This is a genomic window from Larsenimonas suaedae (assembly GCF_023712105.1).
Taxonomy (GTDB): domain Bacteria; phylum Pseudomonadota; class Gammaproteobacteria; order Pseudomonadales; family Halomonadaceae; genus Larsenimonas; species Larsenimonas suaedae.
Genome location: NZ_JAMLJI010000002.1, coordinates 450,576 through 474,194, shown reverse-complemented (window position 1 = coordinate 474,194; position 23,619 = coordinate 450,576). Strand labels below are relative to the sequence as shown.

Annotated in this window: 25 protein-coding genes; 16 read left to right on the top strand and 9 right to left on the bottom strand. The window is 62.0% G+C overall.

Features of this window, described 5'->3' with window-relative positions; all coding sequences use genetic code 11:
• Positions 1 to 57 precede the first annotated feature (57 nt).
• From NAT49_RS08110 to treF, 5 genes are all read left to right on the top strand, one after another.
• Entirely contained in the window at positions 58 to 1,563 is a 1,506-nt protein-coding gene (locus tag NAT49_RS08110) for a YifB family Mg chelatase-like AAA ATPase (protein ID WP_251593077.1), read from the top strand.
• Between the two features lie 154 nt (positions 1,564 to 1,717).
• Positions 1,718 to 2,641: a LysR family transcriptional regulator gene (locus NAT49_RS08105; protein ID WP_251593076.1), complete on the top strand. Its 924-nt coding sequence runs from the start codon at positions 1,718 to 1,720 to the stop codon at positions 2,639 to 2,641.
• 147 nt (positions 2,642 to 2,788) lie between these two features.
• On the top strand, positions 2,789 to 4,162 hold the full coding sequence (locus NAT49_RS08100) for a sodium-dependent transporter (protein WP_251593075.1): 1,374 nt from the start codon (positions 2,789 to 2,791) through the stop codon (positions 4,160 to 4,162).
• Positions 4,163 to 4,189: 27 nt separating this feature from the next.
• Positions 4,190 to 5,545, top strand: a complete 1,356-nt coding sequence (locus tag NAT49_RS08095; RefSeq protein WP_251593073.1) for a pyridoxal phosphate-dependent decarboxylase family protein — start codon at positions 4,190 to 4,192, stop codon at positions 5,543 to 5,545.
• 245 nt (positions 5,546 to 5,790) lie between these two features.
• Positions 5,791 to 7,500, top strand: a complete 1,710-nt coding sequence (treF, locus tag NAT49_RS08090; protein ID WP_251593069.1) for an alpha,alpha-trehalase TreF — start codon at positions 5,791 to 5,793, stop codon at positions 7,498 to 7,500.
• Positions 7,501 to 7,529: 29 nt separating this feature from the next.
• Here treF and NAT49_RS08085 read toward each other — a convergent pair whose 3' ends face one another.
• Complete coding sequence (locus tag NAT49_RS08085; protein WP_251593068.1) at positions 7,530 to 8,423, bottom strand: polysaccharide deacetylase family protein; 894 nt, start codon at positions 8,421 to 8,423, stop codon at positions 7,530 to 7,532.
• Between the two features lie 98 nt (positions 8,424 to 8,521).
• Between NAT49_RS08085 and NAT49_RS08080 the strand changes: the two genes are divergently transcribed.
• Positions 8,522 to 9,229 carry a GNAT family N-acetyltransferase gene (locus NAT49_RS08080; RefSeq protein WP_251593066.1) on the top strand — a complete coding sequence of 236 codons (708 nt, stop codon included), beginning with the start codon at positions 8,522 to 8,524 and terminating at the stop codon, positions 9,227 to 9,229.
• Between the two features lie 31 nt (positions 9,230 to 9,260).
• On the opposite strand, the gene NAT49_RS08075 is transcribed toward NAT49_RS08080, so the two are convergent.
• The 5 genes from NAT49_RS08075 to hglS all read right to left on the bottom strand — a co-directional run bounded on the left by NAT49_RS08075 (position 9,261) and on the right by hglS (position 13,818).
• The gene (locus tag NAT49_RS08075; protein WP_251593064.1) at positions 9,261 to 9,593 is read right to left on the bottom strand and encodes an EthD family reductase; all 333 of its coding nucleotides are present in this window, start codon (positions 9,591 to 9,593) and stop codon (positions 9,261 to 9,263) included.
• Positions 9,594 to 9,692: 99 nt separating this feature from the next.
• Positions 9,693 to 10,733: an SPFH domain-containing protein gene (locus NAT49_RS08070; RefSeq protein ID WP_251593062.1), complete on the bottom strand. Its 1,041-nt coding sequence runs from the start codon at positions 10,731 to 10,733 to the stop codon at positions 9,693 to 9,695.
• 12 nt (positions 10,734 to 10,745) lie between these two features.
• Positions 10,746 to 11,228 (bottom strand): nodulation efficiency, NfeD-like protein, encoded by a 483-nt coding sequence (locus tag NAT49_RS08065; protein WP_251593059.1) that lies wholly within the window; start codon positions 11,226 to 11,228, stop codon positions 10,746 to 10,748.
• An 88-nt stretch (positions 11,229 to 11,316) separates the two neighbouring features.
• Positions 11,317 to 12,246, bottom strand: coding sequence for a DNA/RNA non-specific endonuclease (locus NAT49_RS08060; RefSeq protein WP_251593057.1), 930 nt, complete (start codon positions 12,244 to 12,246; stop codon positions 11,317 to 11,319).
• A gap of 207 nt (positions 12,247 to 12,453) precedes the next feature.
• Positions 12,454 to 13,818: a 2-oxoadipate dioxygenase/decarboxylase HglS gene (gene hglS, locus NAT49_RS08055; protein WP_285836063.1), complete on the bottom strand. Its 1,365-nt coding sequence runs from the start codon at positions 13,816 to 13,818 to the stop codon at positions 12,454 to 12,456.
• Between the two features lie 178 nt (positions 13,819 to 13,996).
• Between hglS and NAT49_RS08050 the strand changes: the two genes are divergently transcribed.
• The 3 genes from NAT49_RS08050 to NAT49_RS08040 all read left to right on the top strand — a co-directional run bounded on the left by NAT49_RS08050 (position 13,997) and on the right by NAT49_RS08040 (position 15,273).
• Positions 13,997 to 14,314 (top strand): hypothetical protein, encoded by a 318-nt coding sequence (locus tag NAT49_RS08050; RefSeq protein WP_251593054.1) that lies wholly within the window; start codon positions 13,997 to 13,999, stop codon positions 14,312 to 14,314.
• Positions 14,315 to 14,405: 91 nt separating this feature from the next.
• Positions 14,406 to 14,723: a hypothetical protein gene (locus NAT49_RS08045; protein ID WP_251593053.1), complete on the top strand. Its 318-nt coding sequence runs from the start codon at positions 14,406 to 14,408 to the stop codon at positions 14,721 to 14,723.
• Positions 14,724 to 14,886: 163 nt separating this feature from the next.
• On the top strand, positions 14,887 to 15,273 hold the full coding sequence (locus tag NAT49_RS08040; RefSeq protein ID WP_251593052.1) for a hypothetical protein: 387 nt from the start codon (positions 14,887 to 14,889) through the stop codon (positions 15,271 to 15,273).
• A gap of 36 nt (positions 15,274 to 15,309) precedes the next feature.
• Here NAT49_RS08040 and nikR read toward each other — a convergent pair whose 3' ends face one another.
• The gene (gene nikR, locus NAT49_RS08035) at positions 15,310 to 15,783 is read right to left on the bottom strand and encodes a nickel-responsive transcriptional regulator NikR (protein WP_251593051.1); all 474 of its coding nucleotides are present in this window, start codon (positions 15,781 to 15,783) and stop codon (positions 15,310 to 15,312) included.
• Positions 15,784 to 15,895: 112 nt separating this feature from the next.
• Between nikR and nikA the strand changes: the two genes are divergently transcribed.
• The 5 genes from nikA (at position 15,896) to NAT49_RS08010 (ending at position 20,958) form a co-directional block, all read left to right on the top strand.
• Positions 15,896 to 17,506 carry a nickel ABC transporter substrate-binding protein gene (nikA, locus tag NAT49_RS08030; RefSeq protein ID WP_251593050.1) on the top strand — a complete coding sequence of 537 codons (1,611 nt, stop codon included), beginning with the start codon at positions 15,896 to 15,898 and terminating at the stop codon, positions 17,504 to 17,506.
• Positions 17,499 to 18,509, top strand: a complete 1,011-nt coding sequence (nikB, locus tag NAT49_RS08025) for a nickel ABC transporter permease subunit NikB (protein ID WP_251593045.1) — start codon at positions 17,499 to 17,501, stop codon at positions 18,507 to 18,509. Before nikA ends, nikB begins: the two co-directional genes overlap by 8 nt.
• Positions 18,510 to 18,573: 64 nt before the next feature.
• Positions 18,574 to 19,401 carry a nickel ABC transporter permease subunit NikC gene (gene nikC / locus NAT49_RS08020; RefSeq protein WP_251593044.1) on the top strand — a complete coding sequence of 276 codons (828 nt, stop codon included), beginning with the start codon at positions 18,574 to 18,576 and terminating at the stop codon, positions 19,399 to 19,401.
• Positions 19,398 to 20,177 carry an ATP-binding cassette domain-containing protein gene (locus tag NAT49_RS08015; protein WP_251593032.1) on the top strand — a complete coding sequence of 260 codons (780 nt, stop codon included), beginning with the start codon at positions 19,398 to 19,400 and terminating at the stop codon, positions 20,175 to 20,177. The genes nikC and NAT49_RS08015 overlap by 4 nt, the downstream gene beginning before the upstream one ends.
• The gene (locus NAT49_RS08010; protein ID WP_251593025.1) at positions 20,164 to 20,958 is read left to right on the top strand and encodes an ABC transporter ATP-binding protein; all 795 of its coding nucleotides are present in this window, start codon (positions 20,164 to 20,166) and stop codon (positions 20,956 to 20,958) included. The genes NAT49_RS08015 and NAT49_RS08010 overlap by 14 nt, the downstream gene beginning before the upstream one ends.
• Before the next feature lie 122 nt (positions 20,959 to 21,080).
• Here the strand turns inward: NAT49_RS08010 and NAT49_RS08005 are convergent, their stop codons facing one another.
• The gene (locus NAT49_RS08005; protein ID WP_251593017.1) at positions 21,081 to 21,668 is read right to left on the bottom strand and encodes a YceI family protein; all 588 of its coding nucleotides are present in this window, start codon (positions 21,666 to 21,668) and stop codon (positions 21,081 to 21,083) included.
• A gap of 21 nt (positions 21,669 to 21,689) precedes the next feature.
• Positions 21,690 to 22,250, bottom strand: coding sequence for a cytochrome b (locus NAT49_RS08000; protein WP_251593015.1), 561 nt, complete (start codon positions 22,248 to 22,250; stop codon positions 21,690 to 21,692).
• Positions 22,251 to 22,511: 261 nt separating this feature from the next.
• On the opposite strand from NAT49_RS08000, the gene NAT49_RS07995 reads away from it, so the two are divergent.
• Together NAT49_RS07995 and NAT49_RS07990 are read left to right on the top strand one after the other, a co-directional pair.
• Complete coding sequence (locus NAT49_RS07995) at positions 22,512 to 23,186, top strand: fumarylacetoacetate hydrolase family protein (RefSeq protein ID WP_251593013.1); 675 nt, start codon at positions 22,512 to 22,514, stop codon at positions 23,184 to 23,186.
• Between the two features lie 23 nt (positions 23,187 to 23,209).
• Entirely contained in the window at positions 23,210 to 23,599 is a 390-nt protein-coding gene (locus tag NAT49_RS07990; protein ID WP_251593011.1) for a septal ring lytic transglycosylase RlpA family protein, read from the top strand.
• Positions 23,600 to 23,619: the final 20 nt, after the last annotated feature.

Below are 23,619 nucleotides of genomic sequence, written 5' to 3'. Positions count from 1 at the left end.
GCGCCTCGGACGATATAAAGGAAATGCTTATATGAGCCTTTCTGAAGGAGACGCATCATGTCGCTCGCCATCGTTCGAACGCGCGCCAGTGTTGGGCTCGAGGCCCCCGAGGTACTGGTTGAAGTGCATCTTTCCAACGGCCTGCCGGGGCTCGCCATCGTTGGGCTACCCGAAGCGGCGGTCAAGGAAAGCCGCGAGCGGGTTCGAAGCGCGCTGATCAATTCCGGGTTCGAGTTTCCCGCCCGGCGCATCACGCTCAATCTGGCTCCGGCGGATCTGCCGAAGGAGGGCGGCCGGTTCGATCTGCCCATCGCGCTGGGTATTCTGGTCGCCTCCGGCCAGGTGCCGGGAGAGGCGGTGGCCGAGCTTGAGTGCCTGGGCGAGCTGGCGCTCGATGGCAAACTGCGCGGGGTGACCGGCGTCCTGCCGGCGGCGCTTGCGATCAAGACCTGCGGCCGGGCGCTTCTTTTACCTGCGATCAACGCCGATGAGGCGGCGCTTGCCGGGGCGCTGGCCGTTTACCCGTCGACGAGTCTTTCGGAGGTGGTGGCGCACCTGGTCAGGCAGGCCGTGATCGCGCCGCATCAGCGCACCGTGGCGCCTACCGCCCACGTTCCCCAGCCGGATCTCTCCGAGGTGCGTGGCCAGCATCAGGCGCGCCGGGCACTCGAAGTGGCCGCGGCCGGTGCGCACAATCTTTTATTCGCAGGCCCGCCCGGTACCGGCAAGACCATGCTCGCAAGCCGCCTGCCCGGCATCCTGCCTGAACTTGCACCCGATGAATGCCTCGAGGTCGCCGCGATCCGCTCGGTTTGCGGGCTCGACATCCTCGAGCGCTGGGGCCAGCGGCCCTTTCGTACACCGCACCATACTGCCAGCGCCGTCGCGCTGGTTGGCGGCGGCTCCAAGCCCAAGCCCGGCGAAATTTCGCTCGCCCACCACGGCGTGCTGTTTCTGGATGAAGTGCCCGAGTTCGACCGCAAGGTGCTGGAAGTGCTCCGTGAGCCACTGGAATCCGGCGCGATTCATATCGCCCGGGCAAGCCACCAGCGCCACTACCCGGCACGCTTTCAACTCGTGGCGGCGATGAACCCGTGCCCGTGTGGCCATCGGGGCGACCCGCGTCAGGATTGCCACTGCACGCCCCAGCAGGTTCAGCGCTATCAGGCGCGGCTGTCCGGGCCGCTGCTTGACCGCATCGATCTCCAGGTCGAGGTGCCGGCGCTGCCGGCAAGGGAACTCACCAGTGCCACTGCAGGCGAAAGCTCGGCCACCGTCCGCGCCCGAGTGCAGGCTGCGCGTGCGCGCCAACGGGCGCGGGGACATCTCAATGCGCAGTTGCCGCCGCAGCAGCTTGAAGCCGCCTGTGCGCTTGGTGAGAGCGAGCGGCGCTGGCTGACCGATGTGCTCACGCGCCTGAATCTTTCGGCGAGGGCGTATCACCGCGTGCTTCGGGTCGCGCTGACGCTTGCCGATCTGGCCGGGGAAGAGCGGGTTGGGCAGGCGCAGCTGATGGAGGCGATCAGCTACCGCCAGCTCGATCGGATGATGGGGCGAGGGTGAGGGGCATGCTTATGGCGTGTAGGTCTGAAGCGTGCGCTGTGGCACATTACGCGCGAATTCACCGAAATATAGCCGTATCAGCGCACGCGTTCGGGTCGTCGTAAAGCATGTGGCGGTGGCGTTGTGTACGGCCACATGATTGGGAGCCTTGCCGTTGGATCGACTGAATCTGAATCTGTTGAGAACCCTGGCTTACGTGCTTGAGTACCGCAATGTTTCCCAGGCCGCACGCGAGCTTGGGCTGACGCAGTCCACCCTCAGTCGCCAGCTGGCCCAGCTCCGAACACACTTCAATGACCCGCTGCTGGTGCGTCAGGGAAATGCCTATCTTCTGACCGACCGTGCCCAGAAGATCAAGCCGAAGCTGAAGACGTTGCTGGATCAGATAGAGGATCTGAAGCATCTGGAGACGTTTGATCCGACCCACTGCCATCGGCGGTTCACGTTTGCCTCGACCGATTACGTGGCCAACTTCATCTTTCCCACCCTGATCGCTCAGATGCAAACGCTGGCGCCGGGCATCGATCTCCAGTTCAAGACCTGGCAGCCGGAATTTCTTCATGACCTGGGAAGTGCGCCCATCGATTTCGCGGCCACCATGACCCATCAGGTGCCCGATAACCTGTATGGGGATTATCTCGGTGAGGATGATTCGGTCATTCTTTGCCGCTCGGGGCATCCAATGGCTGACGATGCGCTTGGTGACATAGATCGTTTTCTACAGTATCCGTTCGTCAAGATCACCATCGGGGGCGACAAGGACAGTTTTTTTGACATCGAGCTGCACCGGTTGCATAAAAAGCGCCGCATCGCTTTCGAGGTGCCTTTTTATATCTCGGCGTTCGAAGTGGTTTCGAAGACGGATTTTCTTCTGGTTGTCCCTCGCCATATCGCACTCAAGGCGTGCGAATCCCTGCCACTTCGCTGCCACGATATCCCACTCGCCCGCCTGCCTCGTCATCATTATTACCTGCTGTGGCACAGCATTCACCGCCACGACAACGCGCATCGCTGGCTTCGCTCCCGTATCGCCGAGCATATGTACTCATCCATTTATTCCCCCCAGGGCATGGCCTAGCGCGGTCGGTCCAAACGGCTTTTTTTACGGTCAGGTGCCTTGCTTATGCATTTCATGCAAGGCGGTCGTGCGCCTTACTCATTTCTAAACGTATTGCGTCAAAATTAGGCTTGGTTGTCTCACTACGAACAAAAATGGAGCACAACAGTGAGTCAATCCGAAGCAGGTCGCGCTACGCGCGAGCCGCCCATCTGGAAAGGGCGGATCACGTTCGTCATGGCTGCTGCCGGTTCGGCAGTCGGGCTTGGCAATATATGGAAGTTTCCCTACATCGTTGGTGAAAACGGAGGTGGAGCCTTCGTTCTGGTGTATCTGGCCTGCATCTTGTTGTTCGGGGTGCCACTGTTGATGGCCGAGATCGGTCTTGGTCGCGCAACGCGAGCCAATGCGTTCAGTGCATTCAAGCAGCTCTCCGCGCGCTCAAAGGCTTCTAGTCAGTGGAAGTGGGTCGGCGGGCTCGGCATCGTTACCAGCTATCTCATTTTGTCGTTTTATATCGTGGTGGCGGGCTGGTGCCTTTATTACTTCGTCGTCACCGTCAGCGGCGATTTCACACAGAGCGGTCAAACACTGACGCAGGCCGACACCGGCGCCCGGTTCGATGGGGTGTTGGCAAGCCCTGTGTTGTTGATCGTTGCAAGCACGACCTTCCTGCTGACCGTGTTTCTTATCGTGGCGTCCGGCATCAAAAACGGGATCGAAAAATCGGTCAACTGGATGATGCCATCGCTGATGGTCATGCTTGTGCTGCTGGCAATCTATTCGGCGCAAAACGGCATGTTCATGAAAGCGTTCGATTTTTTGTTTTCTCCCGATTTCAGCAAGCTCACCTTGGAAAGTGTACTGATCGCGGTCGGACACTCCTTTTTCACGCTGAGCCTGGCCTCTGGGTCGATGGTGACCTACGGCGCCTATATGAACGACTCTGCCTCTATCGGCAAAACCGCCCTGGCAGTGGCTGGGATCGATACGATGGTGGCCCTGACCGCCGGGTTGGCCATCTTCCCGCTTATCTTTGCTCACGGCCTTGAGCCGACCTCCGGGCCCGGCCTGATGTTCATCTCCCTGCCCTTGATTTTCGAACAAATGCCGTTTGGGCAGATCTTTGGTGCCGCGTTCTTCTTTCTGATGTTCATCGCAGCACTGACCTCGGGCGTGTCCTTGATGGAGCCGACCGTTGCCTGGCTTGAACAGCAGTTTTCGATGAAGCGCCTGAGCGCTGCATTCCTGACAACGGTATCCCTATGCGCCATGAGTCTGCTCAGCGCATTCTCTTTCAATATATGGGACGCCAAGTGGTTGTTTGGCATGAGCTTCTTTGACGGCCTGGATTTCCTCACCGCCAACGTCTTCATGACCATCGTCGCCCTGGCAACGGCCCTGTTCTGCGGGTACTGCCTGAAGCCGGAACAACTTCAGCAGATGTTCGGCCATCAAAGCCGGATCATTCCTGTATTCACCTTCTCCATGCGGTTTGTTGCACCTGCCTTCGTCGGGCTGATGGTGTACGCAGCGTTCTAATTTAACTGGTTAACCGGAGCTTCTTTTATGACCATCGAAACACGTAGCCTGCCGATCCTTGAGCGTGCGGTGAATACTCTTGCTGAGGGCTATAAACACCTGCCCGAGTTCGAGCCTCAGTTTGATGCGGCAGCCATTCAGGAGGTGCTGATCCAGGCCGCAGAACGAATGTGGGATAACTACCCCTACCCGCATCCCATGTATGCCGGTCAAATGCTGAAACCACCGCATCCGGTTGCACGGCTTGCCTACATGATGGCGACCTGGATCAACCCGAACAATCACGCGCTCGATGGCGGAAAGGCCAGCTCGGCGATGGAAAAGGAAGCGGTTGAGGAAATCGCTCGGATGTTTGGCTGGTCAGACCATCTGGGGCATCTGACCGGAGGCGGAACGCTTGCAAACCTGGAGGCGCTTTGGGTGGCCAACCAGCTCCATCCGGGCAAGACCATTGTTGCGTCCCAGCAAGCGCATTACACACACAGCCGCATCTGCGGTGTCCTGCAGATTCCCTTTGAGGCGGTCGCAGTCGATGACAGGGCGCGCATGGATGTCTCGGCACTGGAAGAAAAGCTCAAGGAAGGCAACATCGGAACAGTCGTGGTAACGCTTGGCACCACCGGTGTCGGCTCGGTCGACCCCTTGCCGGCTATTCTTGAGCTCAAGGCACGTTATGGGTTCCGCATTCATATCGACTCTGCCTACGGCGGGTATTACGCGCTGGTCAAAAGCCTTCCCGAGTACGTCGTCAATGCCTACGCCGCGATCAAGGCGGCGGACTCGATCGTCATCGATCCGCACAAGCACGGTCTTCAGCCGTACGGCTGTGGGTGTGTCCTGTTCAAGGATCCGGAGGTAGGCCGCTTCTACAAACATGACTCACCCTATACGTACTTCAGTTCAAGCGAGCTGCATCTTGGGGAAATCAGTCTGGAATGCTCGCGTGCCGGGGCATCGGCAGTCGCGCTATGGTCGACCATGAGGCTGTTTCCGCTCGTCGAGGACGGCGAGTTCGCCAACGGGCTGGCAAGCTGCCGTAACGCCGCCGTTGAGCTTCACCGACGTCTGAGCGCCGATGCGCGTTTCGTGACGCCGCTGGAACCGGATCTTGATATCGTGATCTGGGCGCCCAAGGCCCGTACGACGAGCGCCATGTCCGAGCGTTCCGAGGCAACCTTCAAGGCAGCCGAAGAGCGGCATCTGTACCTTGCAACTTTCAGCTTCCCCTCTCGGCTGATCAAGCTGTGCTATCCGGAAATTGAAGTGGACACCGAATACACCACCTGTGTGCGTTCGGCCTTGATGAAGCCTGAGCATTCAGACTGGCTTGCACGCATCTGGGATGTGCTCGACCAGGTCGAAAATGATCTTTCAATGCGTTAAGCGCTACGAGTACCGCGCTTGAAAACGCCTGTCAGCCCGCGCGGACAGGCGTTTTCCGTAGGCGTGCGCTCACCGGTGATTCATGCGACGAGGGGCACCCGTCATCAGGGCCTTATGCCCCTCGCGACGAAAGACGCAGAGGAGGTATTGCCCGAGGTAGACCATCTTGTAAGGTGTCGCTGATATACGTGCGTGGCAACGCAGTGAGCGCATCACATAACAACGGTCATCTTCGGGGAAGCTTCATGCTCAATCATCGTGGTTTACGCGCGCCGGCCCAGTGGGTTTCGGTGCTTTTGTGCGCTGTCGTGCTGTCCGGGTGCGCGGCGTTTTCAGCCGAGCCGACGCCGAAGCGTGCGGCGCACTCGCCCGAGCAGTGGTGGGGCCCGGTCATGACGGCCGTCGCCGAGGCCGAACTCTACCCCGATGGCAAGACAGTGGTGGATCTGATTCCAAAGCGTGACCCGGAGGTCATCGTTTCCGAGTTCGAGGCAAAAACCGCGACGGGGCCGTTGTCCAGGCCGGCGCTTGTGGCCTTCGTCAAGGCCAATTTCGATGAGCCGCCCGCCAATGAAAGCCACCTCGAGGAGCCGGCCAATACGCCGGTCGCCCAACACATCAGGAATCTATGGCCGGTGCTGACCCGCCGCTCAAGCGAGGTGTCAGCCAACCCCTACAGCAGCCTGGTGGGGCTTCCGCACCCCTACGTGGTGCCGGGGGGGCGCTTCAACGAGATGTTCTACTGGGACAGCTACTTCACCATGGTTGGGCTGGCGCGAAGCGAGCGCTTCGATCTGGTGCGGGACATGGTCGAGAACTTTGCCTGGCTGATCGACCGTTACGGCTTTATCCCCAACGGCACCCGAACCTACTTTCTGACCCGTAGCCAGCCGCCGTTTTTTGCCTCGATGGTGTCGCTTTTGGCGCAAAAAGACGGCAATCAGGTCTATCGCCGTTACCTGCCCGAGCTCATGGCGGAATACCGCTGGTGGATGCGCGGCGCTGAAGAGCTTGCCCCAGGCAGCGCAGGCGCGCACGTGGTCAAGCTTGCGGACGGCACGGTACTGAACCGCTACTCAGGCGGCGAGAACCGACCGCGCGCCGAGTCCTACGCCGGCGACCGGGAGGTGGCGGAAAAAAGTACGCGGCCGGCCAACGAGATCTACGGCAACCTGCGCGCCGCCGCCGAAAGCGGCTGGGACTTCAGCTCCCGCTGGATGGCCGACGGCACGCACCAGACGAGCATCAACACCCGGGCGCTGGCGCCGGTGGATCTGAACGCGCTGATGTTCGATCTTGAAAAGACGCTGGCGCAGGCGTGGGCGGTGAAGGGCGATGCCGAACAGGCGCGTACGTTTGCCGAGCGCGCCGAGCACCGCCGACAGGCGATCAACCGCGTGTTCTGGGATTCACGCGGCTTCTACACCGACTACAACTGGCGCGCGGGGGAGCCTACGTACCGCATCACGGCCGCGATGGTCTTCCCGCTCGCCTTCGGGATTGCAACGCCTGCCCAGGCTGACGCCACCGCGGCCACCGTGCGCAGTGAACTGCTGCGCCCGGGCGGGCTTGTGACCACGCCGCGTAATACCGGCGAGCAGTGGGACGCGCCGAACGGCTGGGCGCCGCTTCAGTGGCTCGCGGTACGCGGGCTCGAGCGCTATGGCCACATCGAGCTTGCCCGCACCATTGCCACCCGCTGGATCGACACCAACGAGCGCGTCTACCGCGAGACCGGCAAGCTGGTCGAGAAATACGACGTGGAATCCGCCGGCGTCGGTGGGGGCGGCGAGTACGAGGTGGTCGATGGCTTTGGCTGGACCAACGGCGTGCTGCTTGATTTCCTCGCAAGCTACGGCCCGAACGCCGAGGCCCGCGCCACCAGCGAACGGGCCAGGGCGGTGCGGGCGTTCAATCAAAAGCTTCAGGAGACAAGCGCTGCCCCGGCGCCGTAGCGCAGCGGCCTCACCCGGCTCCGGGGCGATCAGGGCATATTTGACCAGGCCCGGGCGATTTCGCCCGGTGTGGTCCACCACACGCCGTCCTCGAGGGAATGCCCCGCCAGCTCGCGGAGCACCTCGCGCAATACACGCAGGCGAAACGGCTGCCCGACAATGAACGGATGCAGGGCGATGCCCATTACCAGCGGCTGCTCGGCGGACTGCGCCTTCAGCTCGTGAAACTGGTCACGAATCATGGTCGCGAACTCGTTCATGCTGACGCGATGAGCCGAAATGGTCGGAATGTCGTTGATTTCCTGCGGGTAGGGCACCGAGAGTAGCGGCCCGGCCTCGGTGGTCATGGGGCAGGGGCGGTCGTCGAAGGCCCAGTTCAGGGTGTAGTCAAAGCCCGCTTCCTTCAAAAACCCGGGCGTGCGCTCGCTTTCCGAGATCCATGGCGACAGCCAGCCGGTGGGTGGTGCGCCGTAGCGCTCTTCAAGCCGCGCGCGACAGGCACGAATCAGCGCCTGCTCGTCATCGGGTGTCATTTGTCCCTGACGCTCGGCGTTGGTGTGGCCGTGGGCGATCACTTCATCGCCTCGGGCGTGAAACGCATCCAGAAGTGCCGGGCAGTGATCGAGAATCGAGGTGTTGGCGATCACGCCAGCCGGCAGATTGAGCTGATCGAACAGCTCGAGGCAGCGCCAGGCCCCGACCCGATTGCCGTATTCACGCCAGCTGTAGTTTAAAACGTCCGGCTCACCGTCAGGAGCAGGCGGGGCGATACCGACGCCTCGGCCCTCGCCAAACGCGTAGTGTTCCAGATTGAGGCCGATATACACCGCAAGCCTGGCGCCGTTCGGCCAGGTCTTGGCGTTGTGTTGGGTGATCGGGCGGTAGTCGAACCGGCCGTGGTGGCGAAGTGGGGGAAGCTGCATGACGACTCCGAGGTGATTTCGTCGACCAAGCGTAGACACTCGCGCGCGGTTCGAGCCAGCGACAACCGGCGTCAAGGCCCTGTCAGGCGTTCGATGACGTGAACGGTTCGACGTGCGTCGGCGCGGCCTATCGATGCGCGCGCGAGATCGAGTACGCTTATCGGTTCACCGAGCCGTCAATGAGCGATGAGATGACCCATCAGGACGAGACCCTTCAGATCGAGACGCTGACCGGGGATGCTATTCGCCCCTGGCTTGATGCGTTGGCCGAGCTGCGTCTCGGCGTGTTTTCGACCTTTCCCTACCTCTATCACGCGCCCAAGGCGGAAGAGTTCGAGTATTTGACGCACTACGTCGAAAGCCCCAGTGCGGCGATCTTTCTGGTGCGTGAGGGCGCGCGTGCAGTCGGCATGAGTACGGTCATGCCAATGATCGAGGCCGAGCCCGAGTTCCAGACGCCGTTTCGCGAAGCAGGCTGGACGCTCTCGAGGCTTGCCTACTTCGGCGAGTCGATTCTGTTGCCCGAGTACCGTGGGCGGGGCCTAGGCCACGCGTTTTTCGAGCGGCGCGAAGCCTACGCGCGCGGTTTCCCAGACGTCACCCACACCACCTTCTGCGCGGTGGAGCGCCCGGCCGATCACCCCGAGCGGCCCGAGGCGTATCAGCCCCTGGATGCGTTCTGGCGTCGCCGGGGCTATGAGCATCACCCCGAGCTTGCGGCGCACTTTCGCTGGCGCGACATTGGCGATGAGGTGTTAAGCACCAAGCGGCTGTCGTTCTGGGTCAGGCCGCTCGAATCTGCGTGACGGGGGCGTGCGTCTGTTGGTACGCCGTGGGTCAGTCGGTAAACAGCGGCACAGTGCGGTAAAGCCCCGGCTCGATGTCGGTGAAGTTCGCCACATCGGCCATCAGTGCGCCGGTGCCTGGGGCGTCGAGACAGGCCTGAAGGGCGTCTTCGTCCTTGAATACGGCCTCGGCGATGGCAATCGTTCCGGCTTCGTTCTGACCGAGTGAGGCGGAAAACAGGACCGAGACGCGCGTGAGTCCGGTGGCTTTCCAGGCCTCGCGTACCTTGGGCAGATGATGCTCAAGGTAGTAGTCCTGGTCGAAGCGGGCATCGGCGTGGCCGGAGTAGACGATGTAGAGCGTGGCGGGGGCGGAATCGGACATGAGGGCATCCAGCAAGAGGGTGAAGCGGCACGATACCACGGCCCTATGCCTGGTCGGTATCGCGCCTGAGGCGCCGGAGGTGTTCCGGCGCCTGGGCCGTCAACTGCCGAAGGCAGCGCCGCCCATCGCGGCCCGTCCGACGGCCGAGTTCGTGGCGCTGGCGGCGCGGGCGACGTCTTCCGGTGTGCCCGAAAGCTCACGGAACATGCCCATCGAGCCTAGAAGTGCAGAAGACTCATAGGGCACGAACACCCGCTCGCCGTTCTTGGCCATGTCCGGCAGGGTCTTGATGTAGGTCTGACCCAGTAGATAGCCGACGACGGTGCGCTTGTCGTCGATGTCATTACCCAGCGCTTCCAGCACCAGCTTGATCGACTCCTGCTCGCCCTGCGCCCGCAGGATGGTGGCTTCCTTGTCGCCTTCGGCGTTGAGGATCGCCGATTCACGCTCGCCCTGCGCGCGGGCGATGGCCGCGGACTTCTCGCCCTCGGCCTCGGTCACGGTGGCGCGCCGGCGCCGTTCGGCGGCCATCTGAAGGCGCATGGCGTCTTCCACTTCTTCGGGCATGTGAATGTCCTGGACCTCGACGCGGGTGATGCGCACGCCCCACTTGTTCGAGGGCTCGTCCATTGCCGCCTGAATCTTGTCGTTGACCTCACTTCGGGATTCGAAGATACGGTCCAGCTCCATCTTGCCGACCACCGAGCGCAACGTGGTCTTGGCCAGCACCTCGATCGCCTGGCTGACATTTTCGACTTCATACACTGCCGCACGCGGATCGATGATCTGAAAGTAGAGCGCGCCGTTGATGCGCACCGTCACGTTATCGGTGGTCACCACCGGCTGACCGGGGAAATCCATCACCGTTTCGCGGCGGTCGATGCGGGCTTCGGTGCTCGAAATGGGAATGTAATCCTCGCCGCTTCGGGTGTAGCGAATCATGGTGATTGCGCGGGGTTGATCGATGAAGGGAATGATGAAGTTGATGCCGCTTTCAAGCAGCCGATTGAACGAGCCCAAACGCTCGATCACCATTACCTCGGATTGGCGGACGATCACCAGGCCCTTGGCAACCACGATGATCCCGAGAACCAGGATGATCAGTGCAATCAGAAAGGTCGGGCTTTGCAGTAGCGTCATGAGGTGGTGTTCCTATGTCTCGGTCTTGGAGAGGGTGTCAGTGACGGGGTCGGGCACCACGATGGCGGTGGTGCCCTCGAAATGATCGAAGCGCACGCGCATGCCCATCGGGATCGGGCGCTCGGGGGCGTCCCGGTCACGTACGCGGTAGGTGTCGCCCTTGATCTTGATCGCAGGCGTCTGGTCGAACTCGCGGGGCTCGGTGATGAAGTGATAGCCCTGCTCGACCCCGGTGCCGGTGGTGCCGTAGCCCATGGCCTTGGGGCTGGTGTGGTGGCCGATACGTTTGATCGACACCGGCACCAGGATACCGGCCAGAACGCCCACCCCTGCGAGCTGCCAGATCAATGTCGCTCCGAACAGCGCCAGTAGCGCACCGCCGAGCGCCGCCGCTGCAAGCGCCAGAAACACGAAGGCGCCTGCGCCCAATACCAGCTCCAAAAGTGCCAATATCAGCGCAAGCGCCCCCCATACCCAACTGTCTGTCCACGCCATGCCGGTGTCTCCCGGGTGCTGTACACGTTTCAATGGCAAGGATCATCGCATGAATCGCTAATGGAGGTAACCGCTCAGGTGTCCAGACTTACACGCGAATGTCACCCAGTCGGTCTAGTTGGATGTCGATGCGCGCGCCCGTGATGCGCTCTTCGTTGCTGAGGCCATCGTGGTCGCGAAGGTCGCCGAAATCGAGGCCGGTCAACGCCTCGATGCTGGCCACGCTTTTCTGAAAGGTCTTGTACTGGCCGAAAAAGAGCCCGAGGTTGTCATCGAGTTCCTTGTCCTGCGCGATCAGGTAAGCGGTGGCACGTGGGGCATCGTCCGGGGTGCGAAAGGCGACCACTTTCCAGAACGCCTCGGGGATCTGTACGCCGCGATAAGTGCGATCACTCTCCTTGAACACCGGCCCTGTAAAGATGCTGACCTTGCCCTTGTCCTTCACGGCGTTGTCGAGCAGGTAGTCCTCGAGCCCCAGCCAGGTCTGCTGGTTGAAGGCCGCCATCTGCGGGGTGCAGTTGGTGAAGTGGAAGGTGTCCTCGTTGGCCCGTTCGGCGTCCTCGCCCCAGCAGGCGGCCGAGCGGCGCACCAGATGCCCCCGGTCGAGCGGGTTTCTGGCATAAAGGTCTTCCCCGCACTGTGCCTCAAGCGCGAGCCGGCCATCGAGCGCCCAGTGGTCATTGCCGCGAGCGACGCTGCGGGCTTGTCGACCGTCGAGGTTGAAGGCGGTGAAAAACGCCAGCCGTCGCGCCTCGTTCATCACGATCGAAAAGTGGGTGTAGTCAAGCCGTCCATCGTCGCGGCCCTCGACCGGGGCAACACGCCCCGGGGCGTTTTCGGTCACGCGGGGAAGGTCGATCTTGAACTCGTTTAGAAAGTCCGCGTCATAGCCGGTTCGGCCTTCAAACGCTGCCGCGGGCGTGACGTTTTGCCGGGCGGTGGTGGCGGTCTGGATGCCCTTTGGCGTGGAAGCTGGATCAAGCGGGGTAAGGTCGTGAAGGCGTGGATGCGATGACATGCTCGGTCCTTTCGGTGGTCGGTCGGCCAGTGGATATGCGCGCTTTTCCGAGCATGGCAAAGATTTCAGGGTTTGCACGGTGATGCTTCGTGATCGAGGTGCCCCATGTCGTGAACGTGAGGTCGAGTTGATCTGGCTGTGATTGCAGGCAATAAAAAAGCCAGACAGTGTGTGCCTGGCATTCTGGAGGGGCACTATAGCGCCGGGTCAGGGCGCGCCTTTTTCGAGCGCACTTTGTATGGCCTCGAGCGAGGCGCGCTCACGGTCTTCATAAAGCGCGAATTCGTCTGCCACCGAGGCCCCGAGCGCGGCTTCGAACGCAGCCTGATTGCCGCTTCCCATCGCGCCGTGCGCCTTGGCCTCGCCGAGATTCGATTGGAAAATACCCGCGGCCGAGACCGGCAGGAAGTCTTCATAGACGATCGGCGTGGCCTCGATGAGGCCGCGTTCAATCAGGTCGTCGATATCGTGTATGTCGGTGGTGCCCTGTGCGTCGGGCGTGCCGCTTAAACGGTAGGTGAAGTAGGCAAGCCCCTGGCGTCTGAGCGTTGGTTCGTCGTCCGGGAAGTCGGTGAAGGCGTCGCTCAAGGCCTGCTGATGGGCCTCTTGCGAGAGTCCGGCGGTCGCGGCGCGTGAGGCAGTGAGCAGCCGGTCGTACAGCGCTCGGCCCTTGGGGGTGAGGGCGACGCCGCGCTGTTCGATTTCACCGAAGCGGGCGGTGTGGGTGCCGTGGTGGCGGTCGGCAAAGTCGATGGGTTCCTCGAGCGCCTTGAAGCTGGTCTGGCGCAGCAGAATCGGCACTTTGCGCCGGGGCGGGCCTTCGATGATGGCCTTGGGCGCTATGCCGGCCTCCGGCATCTGGCGCTGTACGGCGTCGATGTCGAGCGTTCTTGGCGTCAGGTGGTTGATGTGAGGCCCCTTGAAGCAGACCACATCGGCGATCAGGCGGTGTTCGTCGTGCAGCGCCTGATAGGTTGCGTACTCGACCGTGGCTTTTGGGTGCCAGCGGAAGGTTTCCAGCGCCTCGGCCACAAAACGGTCGGCGTCCTCATCGGTCAGCCCGCCGTGTTGCTCGGCGCGCTCGATGAGCGTAAGCGCGCCATCGGTAAAGATCTCACGTTTCGCCAGAAGCGCGCTCGCCTGCGCTCGCAATGCCTCATTGTCGATCAGCTCAAGACGCAGGAGCGAGGTGAATACGCGAAAGGGGTTTTTCTTGAGCTCCTGCTCGCTCACGGGTCGAAAGGCGGTGGAATGTACCGGCACGCCGGCTTCCGAGAGATCGTAATACCCCACCGGAAACATCCCCATGACCGCGAACAGTCGACGCATCGTGTGAAGCTCCTCGGCGGTGCCAAGGCGAATGGCGCCGTGACGCTCGAGTCCGAGTCGCGCAAGCTCATCGCCGTTTTCAAGGCGTGCGTGAAGGGCGGGATCATTTTCGAGCACAGAGCGATTAACCGTATCGACCAGCGACAGGAGCGTGGCGTACTGCGGCACCTCGGTTTGATACATCGTCGACATCGCGCTCGAAAAGCGGGTACGAATGACGTTTGGGTCCAGAAAGATCGCCAAGATAAGCCTCCTTGCAATGTCCGATCTCGGGGCGGCGCTGTCTGTTCGCCGTGCAATCTTCAGTGAACGCCTACCGCTGTTCATTTTGCTTAATCGGAACTTAATTATTGGCCTGGTGTCTCAGTAATACGCCGACGCACGGTCTGTCGGCAACCGTTCATTTTGATCAGGAGACACCATGGGGTTACCCAGATTGATGCTTGCCGCCTCGCTTTCGACGGTATTTTTCATCCCGAATGCCTTTGCCGCGCCTCACGCGCCTTCGGCACCGGTGGTCAAGCAGTGCATCGAGGCTGCGCACCAGGGCGCCGAGCAGACACAGGGGCTGCCGTTCGAGCACAGTAATGTAGTGCGCTACCACGAAGGCACGCCGTATCGGCTAAGGGTCAGTCTCAGAGGCGACGGCAATGGCTATTACAACGTCACCTGTCACGTGGATAAGAAGGGCGGTGTGACTTATCAGGGCTTTGAGCTTGGCGGGCAGCCCGTCGAGTAGCGTTTGATGCAGGCGGAGACCGCTCGTTGTGTCTATGATAAGAGCACGTCCGTCACGCAGTGGCGACGATGCCGACACAAGGAGTGGTGTTATGAATATGTTGAAGCTTTCCGGGGCGGCGCTGGCCTCGGTGATGATGGTCTCGCTGGCGCAGGCGGCACCGCCGAAAACGCCGGAAAGCCCGATGGTAAAAGAATGCATTGACCTTGCCGTCAAGGACTCGCCCAAACTCGAAGGCCTGCCCTATGGCCAGGACAACATCGATGACTATACCCAGGGTGAACCGTTCGACCTCGAGGTCACGCTGTACGGTCAGGGCAATGCGCTGTTGAACCTGAAGTGCGACGTCGATGAAAGCGGGAGCGTTAGCTACAAGGGCCACGACCGTAACGGCAGCTGGGCCGGCTAGGTCTAGAGCCGAGTTCGTATGCCTTAAAAGCCTGCCGTGTGCAGGCTTTTTTATGAAGGTATTTATGCAGGCGTGACGGATCGTCGCGTCCCACCATGGTGTAAGGGGGTGGGGCGAAAAACCGGGTTACACTTTAAGAACATCTTATTCAAGGAGGCTCATCATGTCCGAACAGACCGCGCTTTGCGAACTCGGCGAAATCGATCTTCTTGACGACAACATCTCGACCTCGCATGAGGTTCAAAAACGCAACGTGCGTCAGCTCTACCTGCTTTCTGTCGAGGTGCGGGCACTGATGGACGTCGTGTGCAACAACGGCCAATCGAGCCTTCTGGCCGACCGGCTCGAGCATCACGCCGAAAAGCTCGAGTCCCGGTTTCTGGAGCGCGCCGAGAAGCGCCGCTCACTGTCGCTGACCTATCAGTTTTTCAAAAAAGAGTGCGATGGCTTCGATCAGCAGGTGCGTTCACTGGTGTCCGAGCTGCGTGCGCTCGATGATGATCGTGGCGAAATGGCCGACCGCGTTCACGACGACCACACCGCCTACTAGGCATTCACGCTGACCCTGCCAAGCGTTCGCGCTGACCTAGCTGTCCCGCACGCGCCAGTGCGTGTGGGGCTCGACCTGATCGCCGTGGGCATGCTCTTCGATGTCCGGGGCGATCGGCACCATGAACACCCGCCCATGGCGAACGCCGCGTTCGCTGATGACCCGCTCCGTCAATGCATGCACACTGTTGCTTTCACCCTTGAGTACCGCCACCGCCATTGAGTGATGGTGGTCGAGCGGTATTTCCTGCGTGGTGTGAATCAGGGAATGATGCCGGTGAAAGAGCGTCGATAGCCGCTGTGCAAGATCACGGGTGGCATGGTCGAACACCCAGCTAAGCGTTGCGATGCAGTGTTTGGCGGGTTCAGGGCTGTGCGTGCTTGAATCGAGCAGTCCTGTTCGCAGTAGATCGCGCACCGCTTCCGAGCGGCCCTGATAGTTGTGGCTTTTGACCCGGGCATCGATGGCCGACAGCAGGTCCTCGTCAAGTGTGATGGTGACGCGTTGCATGATGGGCTCGCAGGGTATGAGGAATCTTGATAGACATCATATCAGCGCTTCGCTAGGCTCATCACCCCCATGACCTTCCTCCTTGATGACGCTTGAGCAGGCTCTGATCACGATGAACGATTTGCGACGCGGGTGCTGCGCACTCGTGCTGATGGCGCTGACGCTGGTCACGCCGATGAGTCAGGCCGATGAGCCGGTTCTGGATGTAGCCTGGCCGTTCGACGTTGGCCCGCTGGATAGCCAGGGCTATGGCGCCAATCAGATGATGGCGCAGGCCATGGTCTATGAGCCGCTGGTTCGGTTTCACGACGGTAAGATCGAGCCCTGGCTTGCAACCGATTGGGACATTTCCGACGACGGGCGCACCTACGTATTCACTCTTCGCGACGGCGTGCGCTTCAGTGACGGCGCGCCGTTTGACGCCCGGGCGGTGAAGGCCAACGTGGACGCTGTCCTTCAATGCCGTGACCGCCACGACTGGCTCGCGCTGGTGAACAAAATCGAGCGGGTCGAGGTCCGTGATGCGCGAACCGTTGCGCTGGTGCTGAAAACGCCGTACTACCCGACCCTGATGGAGCTGTCGCTGATCCGCCCGCTGCGGTTTGCATCCCCAGGCGTGCTCCAGACCGGAAGCGAGCACGGCGATGCCGGAGCCAGGACAGGCCAGGACGCCTGTCGTCTTTCCCGGCCCATCGGTACCGGCCCCTGGGTCTTTTCAAGGCGTGAGCCGGGCCGGGTCGACCACTTCACCCGTAACCCCACGTACTGGGGCACCGCGCCGGCCTACGCAGGCGTCGACATCCACATCATCAATGACCCGAACACCCGGGCCGTTGCGCTTGAAACCGGCAAGGTCGATCTGGTTCAGGGCACCCGGGGGCTTGTGTCGAGCGACAGCTTCCAGCGCTTTACGCAGGATCCTCGCTTTAACGCGCGCGCCTCCAAGCCGCTTGCCACGCGAACGTTCGTGATCAACGCAAGCCACGGGCCGACCAGGGACGTCCGCGTGCGCCGCGCCATCGAGCACGCCATCGACACCGACGCGATGCGTACCTCGCTGCTTTTTGACACCGAACCCAAGGCGGACGCGCTGTTTTCATCCGATGTGCCCTACGCCGATGTGGCTCTGACGCCGTACGCCTTCGATCCGAATAAGGCCCGGACGCTGCTCGATAACGCCGGCTGGGTGCGCGGAAAAAATGGCCTGCGCTCGAAGGACGGCACGCCGCTGACCCTCGATGCCTATTTTGTCGGCGACGACCCGCTTCAAAAGGCGCTGTCGCAGGTGATGCAGGCCAATCTGGCCGACATCGGCATACAGGTACGGCTTCACGGCGAGGAAGAAACGGCGCTGATGCAGCGCGAGCGCAACGGCGGGTTTGACCTGGTCTACAGCGACACCTGGGGCGCTCCCTACGAGCCGCATGCGTATTTAAGCTCGATGCGGGTGCCGGCCCACGCCGACTATCAGGCACAAAAAGGCCTTGCAGACAAGGCCGAACTCGACCGCGCCATCGCCCGCGTGCTGACGCTTCAGGATGAGACCGAGCGCCGGGCGCTGTATCACGACATCCTCACGCGTCTGCATGAGGCGGCGATCTATGTGCCGATCACCCACGTGACATCGCGCTCGGTCAGTCGGCCAGACGTCGACAACGTGCAGTTTGGCGACACGCTTGAAGATGTGCCCTTTGCGCGCATGAGGCCGGCCCGCGATGAGTGAGGCCGCCTCTCCGGCGCTTACGCGTCGCCGGTTCGAGCCGCTGTGGCGGCTGGCCGGACGACGGTTGGCGCTGATTCCGCTACTGATGCTGATTGTCTCGCTTGCGATGTTCGTGCTTCTGCATCTGGGGCGGGGGGACCCGGCGCTCGATTACCTGCGTCTTTCCGGCATCGCGCCGAGCGAGCAGGCCGTGGCCACCGTAAGGCACCAACTCGGGCTTGATCTACCGCTCTGGCAGCAGTACGGCCAGTGGCTCTGGAATGCGCTTCACCTTGATTTCGGCACGTCCTACATCACCGGGCGCCCGGTACTTCTGGAGCTTTTGAATTATCTGCCGGCCACGCTCTGGCTGGTTGCCGTGGCGTTTTGCGTGACCGTCGTCTTCAGCGTACTGCTCGGGGTGATCGCCGGCAGCTACCCCGAGCGCCTGCCGGATCATCTGGTGCGCGCCGTGGCCTTTCTCGGGGTGTCGCTGCCGAACTTCTGGCTGGCCTTTTTGATGGTGCTGGTGTTTTCGATCTGGCTTAAATGGCTGCCGCCGATGGGCTACGGCGGCCCGAGTCATTTCGTGCTGCCGGCGATTGCGATCTCGGTGATGACGATTTCGATCAACGCGCGGCTGCTTCGAACCTCGCTGGTGGAGGTGGCCGGTCAGCGCCATGTCCATTACGCCCGCCTTCGGGGGCTATCGCCGTCCAGGCGTCTGCGCGCGCACATTCTTCCGCACGCGCTGCTGCCGCTGTTGACCGCCTCCGGCATGGCGATCGGCGAGCTGATCGGCGGCGCGTTCGTGATCGAAAACATCTTTGCCTGGCCGGGTGTGGGCCGCTTTGCGGTCGAGGCGATTCATAACCGGGACTTTCCGGTGCTGATGTGTTTCACGCTCTTGATGACGCTGGTGTATGTGCTGGCCAACCTGAGCGTTGATCTGGTGCACGCCTGGATCGACCCGCGGGTGCGCCGCCGCACGCAAGGGCCGGCGCCTGGGGGTGAGCATGCGTGAGGCGAGCATGAGTGAGGCGAACGTGAGCGAGTCTTCGTCGTCGACATCGCATAAGGCGTGGCGTATGCCGCTATGGTGTCGCACCGTGACTACGGTGATCGGGCTGATGCTGGTGGTCGTGCTTGTTGGCGTAGCGCTTCTGGCACCGGTGCTGAGCCCGTACGACCCGAACGCGGTCGATGTCGTGCACAGGCTCTCGCCAATGAGCGCCGAGCACTGGCTCGGTACCGATGGCCTCGGGCGCGACGTGCTGACCCGACTCATGTTCGGGGCCCGGCTGTCGCTTGGCACCGTGGCCGCGATTCTTGCGCTGGTATTCGCGATCGGGCTTTTGATCGGAAGCCTTGCCGGGCTTGCCGGCGGCCGGGTCGATCAGTATTTGATGCGCGGCGCCGACCTGTTTCTGACCCTGCCGACGTTTGTGACCGCAATGTGCCTGATCGGGGTGCTGGGCCCGGGCATGGGCAGTGTCATCATCGCCGTCGCCGTGACGCACTGGGCCTGGTACGCGCGGGTGGTGCGGGTGCTGGTGATGTCGATTCGTGAGCGCGACTACGTTCAGGCCTCGATCATGTGCGGCGCCTCGCGCTGGGCGGTGTTTCGCCATCATATGCTGCCAAGCATCAGCGCGCAGATGCTGATCCTTTTGACGCTTGATCTCGGGCACATGATGCTGCACGTGGCGGCGCTGTCGTTTCTGGGGCTTGGCGTTTCACCGCCCACTGCGGAATGGGGCGTGATGATCAGCGATGCCCGCGAGCTGATCTGGACTCAGCCCGGGCTGATCATATGGCCGGGGCTTGCCATTTTCGCAAGCGTCACCGCGTTCAACCTGTTAAGCGATGGCGTAAGAGACCGCCTCGACCCGGCGCTCAAGGAGATGCACGGATGACCACGACGTCTTCATCGCAGGCGCGGCCCGAGATGGCGCTGACGCTGTCGCCGCTGTCGATCCATCATGGTCCGCGCCCACTGGTGCAGGAGGTTTCTCTGTCGGTGCCGCCAGCTCGACTGGTCACGCTGGTCGGCCAGAGCGGTTCTGGAAAATCACTGACGGCGTCGGCCCTTGCCGGCACGCACCTGCCCGGGCTTCGCTACTCAGGCGGTGAGGTGCGATCAGGTGCCGGTGTCCGGCTGGCGCATGTGCTGCAAAACCCGCGCACGGCCTTTAACGCGCTGATGACCATGGAGGCGCATGCGCTTGAAACCCTGGCAACGCTTGGGGTGCGGGGGGCGACGGCGCAGCCGCGCGTCGATGAGGCGCTCACGCAGGTCGGGCTCGCGCTCGAGGTCAAACCGCTGTATCCGTTCGAGCTTTCCGGCGGCATGCTGCAGCGCATGATGATTGCCATCGCGCTGCTTCGTAAGGCCTCGTTCGTGATTGCCGATGAGCCGACCTCCGATCTGGACCCGCGCGCCCAGCACCGCATTCTCACGCTCCTGAGCGAGCTGGTGCATCATCACCGGCTCGGGGTGCTTCTGATCACGCACGATCTGGGGGTGGTCGCGGCCTTTGCCGACGAGGTGCATGTGATGGCCGAGGGGCGGCTGGTGGAGTCCACCACGCCCGAGCTTTTGTTCGAGCGCCCGCAAAGCGCGGCCGCGAGTGATCTTTTAAGCGCTCATCGGGCGCTCTACGGCGAGGAGGAGTTCCATGCTGGCGCTTGAGAACATCGATCACTGCTATGGCGACCGCCGCGTGCTTCACGACGTATCACTGTCAGTTGCAAGGGGCGAGCGTGTGGCGCTGGTCGGCGGCAGCGGTGAGGGCAAGAGCACGATTGCCCGGCTGGCACTGGCCCTCGAGCGTCCGTCTCAGGGTGCGTTCAAACTCGACGGTGCGCCGGTCGGTCGCCGCGGACGGGCGCTGAAAACGTTTCGGCGCCAGGTGCAGGGCGTCTTCCAGGATGGCCCCGGCGCGGTGAATCCGGGCCACACTATCGGGCGCATCATCGAGGAGCCGCTGGTGCATCTGAGCCGACACTCGGCGCGGGCCCGCAGAGCGCGGGTCGAGGCCCTGCTCGAGGTGGTGAAGCTGCCGGCGAGCTACGCCGCCTATCTGCCGCATCAGCTTTCCGGCGGGCAGCTCCAGCGCGTGTGTCTGGCGCGGGCGCTGGCGATCGAACCGGCCTATCTCGTCTGTGATGAGGCAACCTCAGGCCTCGACACCGTGCTTCAGGTCGAACTGACTCGTTTTCTGGCCGACACCTGTGACCGTACCGGCATGGGCCTTCTGTTCATCACCCACGACCTGAGACTTGCCCGACGGCTCTGCCATCGGTTGATTGCGATCGAACAGGGCCGGCTTGTCGATGACGTGATTGCCGGGGCCGCGTTCACCCACCCGGCCGCCAGAGCGCTTGAAGAGGCGGTGTTGCCGCTTGCGCCAATCAAGACCGCTGCACACAAGACGCACCGCGCTCCGCAGCACGCCGATACTGTGGTGTAGCGCATTGCCACTGAACTCTTTATCGACGTGGGTACCAAAAAGGCCCCGACACAGTGTGCCGGGGCCTTTTTTACGTCACTAGCGCCCTTGATGTAGCGGCGTTGGTTGGGCGTATACGCGCGTTACTGGCGAATGCCTTCAAACGTTACGTAGAGCGTCACATCCTTGGACGCGTCACCGAGCGAGCTCATGTCGATGCCGAAGTCGTTGGGCTGGATGGTGGCTTCAGCCTCGAACCCCTGGCGGTAGCCGCCCCACGGGTCGTCACCGCCACCGATGCGGTCGACGTCGAAGGTGACCGGCTTGGTCACGCCGTGCAGTGTCAGGTTGCCCTTGAGTTCGCCTTCGAACTTGTTGTCTTCATCTGGGGTGTAGCCTGTGGACACGAACTTGGCGGTCGGGTACTCGCTTGCGTTCAGGAAGTCCTTGCCTTTCAGATGCTTGTCACGCTCAGCGTGATTGGTGTCGAGGCTGTCGGTGTTGACGGTCACCTCGACGGAGGCGTCCTTGACGTTGTCCGGATCAAAGCTGAAGTGACCGTCGAAATCGTTGAACTGGCCCAGAAGCCAGGAGTAGCCCAGGTGCTGAACCTTGAACTGAACGAAGGCGTGCTGCCCTTCGGTGTCGATCTTGTAGTCGGCGGCAAGCGCAGGTGTTGCGAGCGCGCCCATCATGGCGGTGGCCAGGCCTGCACGAAGCAGTGAAGTCATGATCTTGCTCCTTGAATTGCGTTAGTGAGACGTCGTGTCGTTGTGGTTTATCCCCACCATGCGGCGCAGGGTGTCGTGCTTGTCGATCACGTGATGCTTGATCGCGAACAGTGCATGCCCGGCGGCCAGAATGACCAGTGCCCAGGCGCAGTACCAGTGGATGCTGCCGGCGATGGTGGCTTGGTCCTTGAACGGGGTAAGCAGGGCCGGCACCGTCACCCAACCGAATACGTCAATGCCCTTGCCTTCGGCGGTGGAAATCAGATAGCCGGTCACCATGACGGAAACAAGCAGGGCATACAGAAGAAAATGACCGGCGTGCGCAGCGCGGCGCTCGAGCAGCGCGCCCTGTGTCGGGGGCGCGGCGGTCACCAGCCGGGTCCCCACGCGAAGCGCGGTGACCGCAAGCAGCGTGATACCAAATGACTTATGCCACCAGGGCGCCTGGTGATACCACGGGTCGTAGTAGCCAAGCCCGGTCATCCACCATCCACTCGAGAACAGGCCGATAACGGCCAGGGCGCTGAGCCAGTGAAGGCTTCGAATCGTCAGGTTCCATTGGACTGGGCGGGTGGCGGGCATGGAAATTCCGGTTATGGGGATGCGTTAAGGGTCGGTGATGCGTCGTGTGTCAGCGTGTAACGTGATTCCTTCAAGGCTACGACAGCCCTGATGAGGGCGAAAGTGAATTTAACTGGCGTTTCAATTCGAAAAAATCGTTTTAAGAAAGGGTTAAGAGCAGATTTTGTTGAGTGCGCACTGTGCCGGGCGCGGCATGTACGGTTGCGCACTCGGGTAGGTAACGCAGTAGTATGCGATGACTCAACGACAAGGAGAGCGGTCATGGCATTCGCGCCTCGTTTCATCGATGGCAAGGTTTTCGGGCAGGATCTTGGCAAGATCGTCTGTGTGGGACGTAACTACGCGCGCCACGCACGCGAACTCGGCAATGAGGTGCCAACGTCGCCGATTCTGTTCATCAAGCCCGCAAGCAGCGCCGTTGATCTGTCGAAACCGATCGACCCTGTTCGTACCGCCGACGGGGTGCATTATGAGGCCGAGCTTGCGCTGTTGATCGGCAAGCGCGTCAGCCGCGTCAGCCGCGTCTCACCGGCCACGGCGTGCGAGGCGATCGTCGGCATGGGGCTGGCGCTCGACCTGACCCACCGTGATGTTCAGAGTGAGCTCAAGGCCAAGGGGCACCCCTGGGAGCGGGCCAAGGGCTTTGACGGCGCCTGCCCGCTGACGCCATTCGTTCCGGTCAAGGGGCGGTTCATCGACTGGAGTGACCTGCGCTTCTCGTTCGACATCAACGGCGAGCTGTGCCAGCGCGGCCACACCGCGCAGATGCTGTTTCCCGTCGACCGGCTCTTGTCCGAGATCAGCCACAGCTTCACGCTGGAGCCGGGCGATGTGGTACTGACCGGTACGCCCGAAGGCGTCGGGCGGCTGCCCCGTGGCGCCCGGTTGACACTTGCCATCGACGACTGGCTCTTTCTCGATACATCGTCGGCCTAGTTACTTCATTCGAGACACGTACCATGATTCAACACGCACGCAATCTGGCCATGGGCGCCGGGCTACTACTGAGCCTTGCCGGCTGCGCCGGCCATCAGGCGCTTGACGGCGCAGGAAGTGTCGAGCGGGGTGAGGCAAGCTACTACGCCGAGCGCTACAACGGGCGCACCACCGCCAGCGGCGAACGCCTGGATACCGGCGCGCTGACCGCCGCGCATCGACGCCTGCCGTTCGGCACCCGCGTCGAGGTCACCAACCTGGACACCGATCAGAGCGTCGAGGTGCGCATCAACGACCGCGGCCCGTTCACCCGGGGCCGCATTATCGATCTGACGCCGGCTGCGGCTCGGCGCATCGGACTGACCGAGTCCGGCGTCGCGCCGGTGGCCGTACAGGTGACTCAGCGCCCCTGACGCCCCGTTCTGAAAGGGCC

Coding starts and splice junctions, on each gene's coding strand:
- NAT49_RS08110 (WP_251593077.1), top strand. CDS start 58: ATGTCGCTCGCCATCGTTCGAACGCGCGCCAGTGTTGGGCTCGAGGCC.
- NAT49_RS08095 (WP_251593073.1), top strand. CDS start 4,190: ATGACCATCGAAACACGTAGCCTGCCGATCCTTGAGCGTGCGGTGAAT.
- treF (WP_251593069.1), top strand. CDS start 5,791: ATGCTCAATCATCGTGGTTTACGCGCGCCGGCCCAGTGGGTTTCGGTG.
- NAT49_RS08085 (WP_251593068.1), bottom strand. CDS start 8,423: ATGCAGCTTCCCCCACTTCGCCACCACGGCCGGTTCGACTACCGCCCG.
- NAT49_RS08075 (WP_251593064.1), bottom strand. CDS start 9,593: ATGTCCGATTCCGCCCCCGCCACGCTCTACATCGTCTACTCCGGCCAC.
- NAT49_RS08070 (WP_251593062.1), bottom strand. CDS start 10,733: ATGACGCTACTGCAAAGCCCGACCTTTCTGATTGCACTGATCATCCTG.
- NAT49_RS08065 (WP_251593059.1), bottom strand. CDS start 11,228: ATGGCGTGGACAGACAGTTGGGTATGGGGGGCGCTTGCGCTGATATTG.
- NAT49_RS08060 (WP_251593057.1), bottom strand. CDS start 12,246: ATGTCATCGCATCCACGCCTTCACGACCTTACCCCGCTTGATCCAGCT.
- NAT49_RS08050 (WP_251593054.1), top strand. CDS start 13,997: ATGGGGTTACCCAGATTGATGCTTGCCGCCTCGCTTTCGACGGTATTT.
- NAT49_RS08045 (WP_251593053.1), top strand. CDS start 14,406: ATGAATATGTTGAAGCTTTCCGGGGCGGCGCTGGCCTCGGTGATGATG.
- NAT49_RS08040 (WP_251593052.1), top strand. CDS start 14,887: ATGTCCGAACAGACCGCGCTTTGCGAACTCGGCGAAATCGATCTTCTT.
- nikR (WP_251593051.1), bottom strand. CDS start 15,783: ATGCAACGCGTCACCATCACACTTGACGAGGACCTGCTGTCGGCCATC.
- nikA (WP_251593050.1), top strand. CDS start 15,896: ATGAACGATTTGCGACGCGGGTGCTGCGCACTCGTGCTGATGGCGCTG.
- nikB (WP_251593045.1), top strand. CDS start 17,499: ATGAGTGAGGCCGCCTCTCCGGCGCTTACGCGTCGCCGGTTCGAGCCG.
- nikC (WP_251593044.1), top strand. CDS start 18,574: ATGCCGCTATGGTGTCGCACCGTGACTACGGTGATCGGGCTGATGCTG.
- NAT49_RS08015 (WP_251593032.1), top strand. CDS start 19,398: ATGACCACGACGTCTTCATCGCAGGCGCGGCCCGAGATGGCGCTGACG.
- NAT49_RS08010 (WP_251593025.1), top strand. CDS start 20,164: ATGCTGGCGCTTGAGAACATCGATCACTGCTATGGCGACCGCCGCGTG.
- NAT49_RS08005 (WP_251593017.1), bottom strand. CDS start 21,668: ATGACTTCACTGCTTCGTGCAGGCCTGGCCACCGCCATGATGGGCGCG.
- NAT49_RS08000 (WP_251593015.1), bottom strand. CDS start 22,250: ATGCCCGCCACCCGCCCAGTCCAATGGAACCTGACGATTCGAAGCCTT.
- NAT49_RS07995 (WP_251593013.1), top strand. CDS start 22,512: ATGGCATTCGCGCCTCGTTTCATCGATGGCAAGGTTTTCGGGCAGGAT.
- NAT49_RS07990 (WP_251593011.1), top strand. CDS start 23,210: ATGATTCAACACGCACGCAATCTGGCCATGGGCGCCGGGCTACTACTG.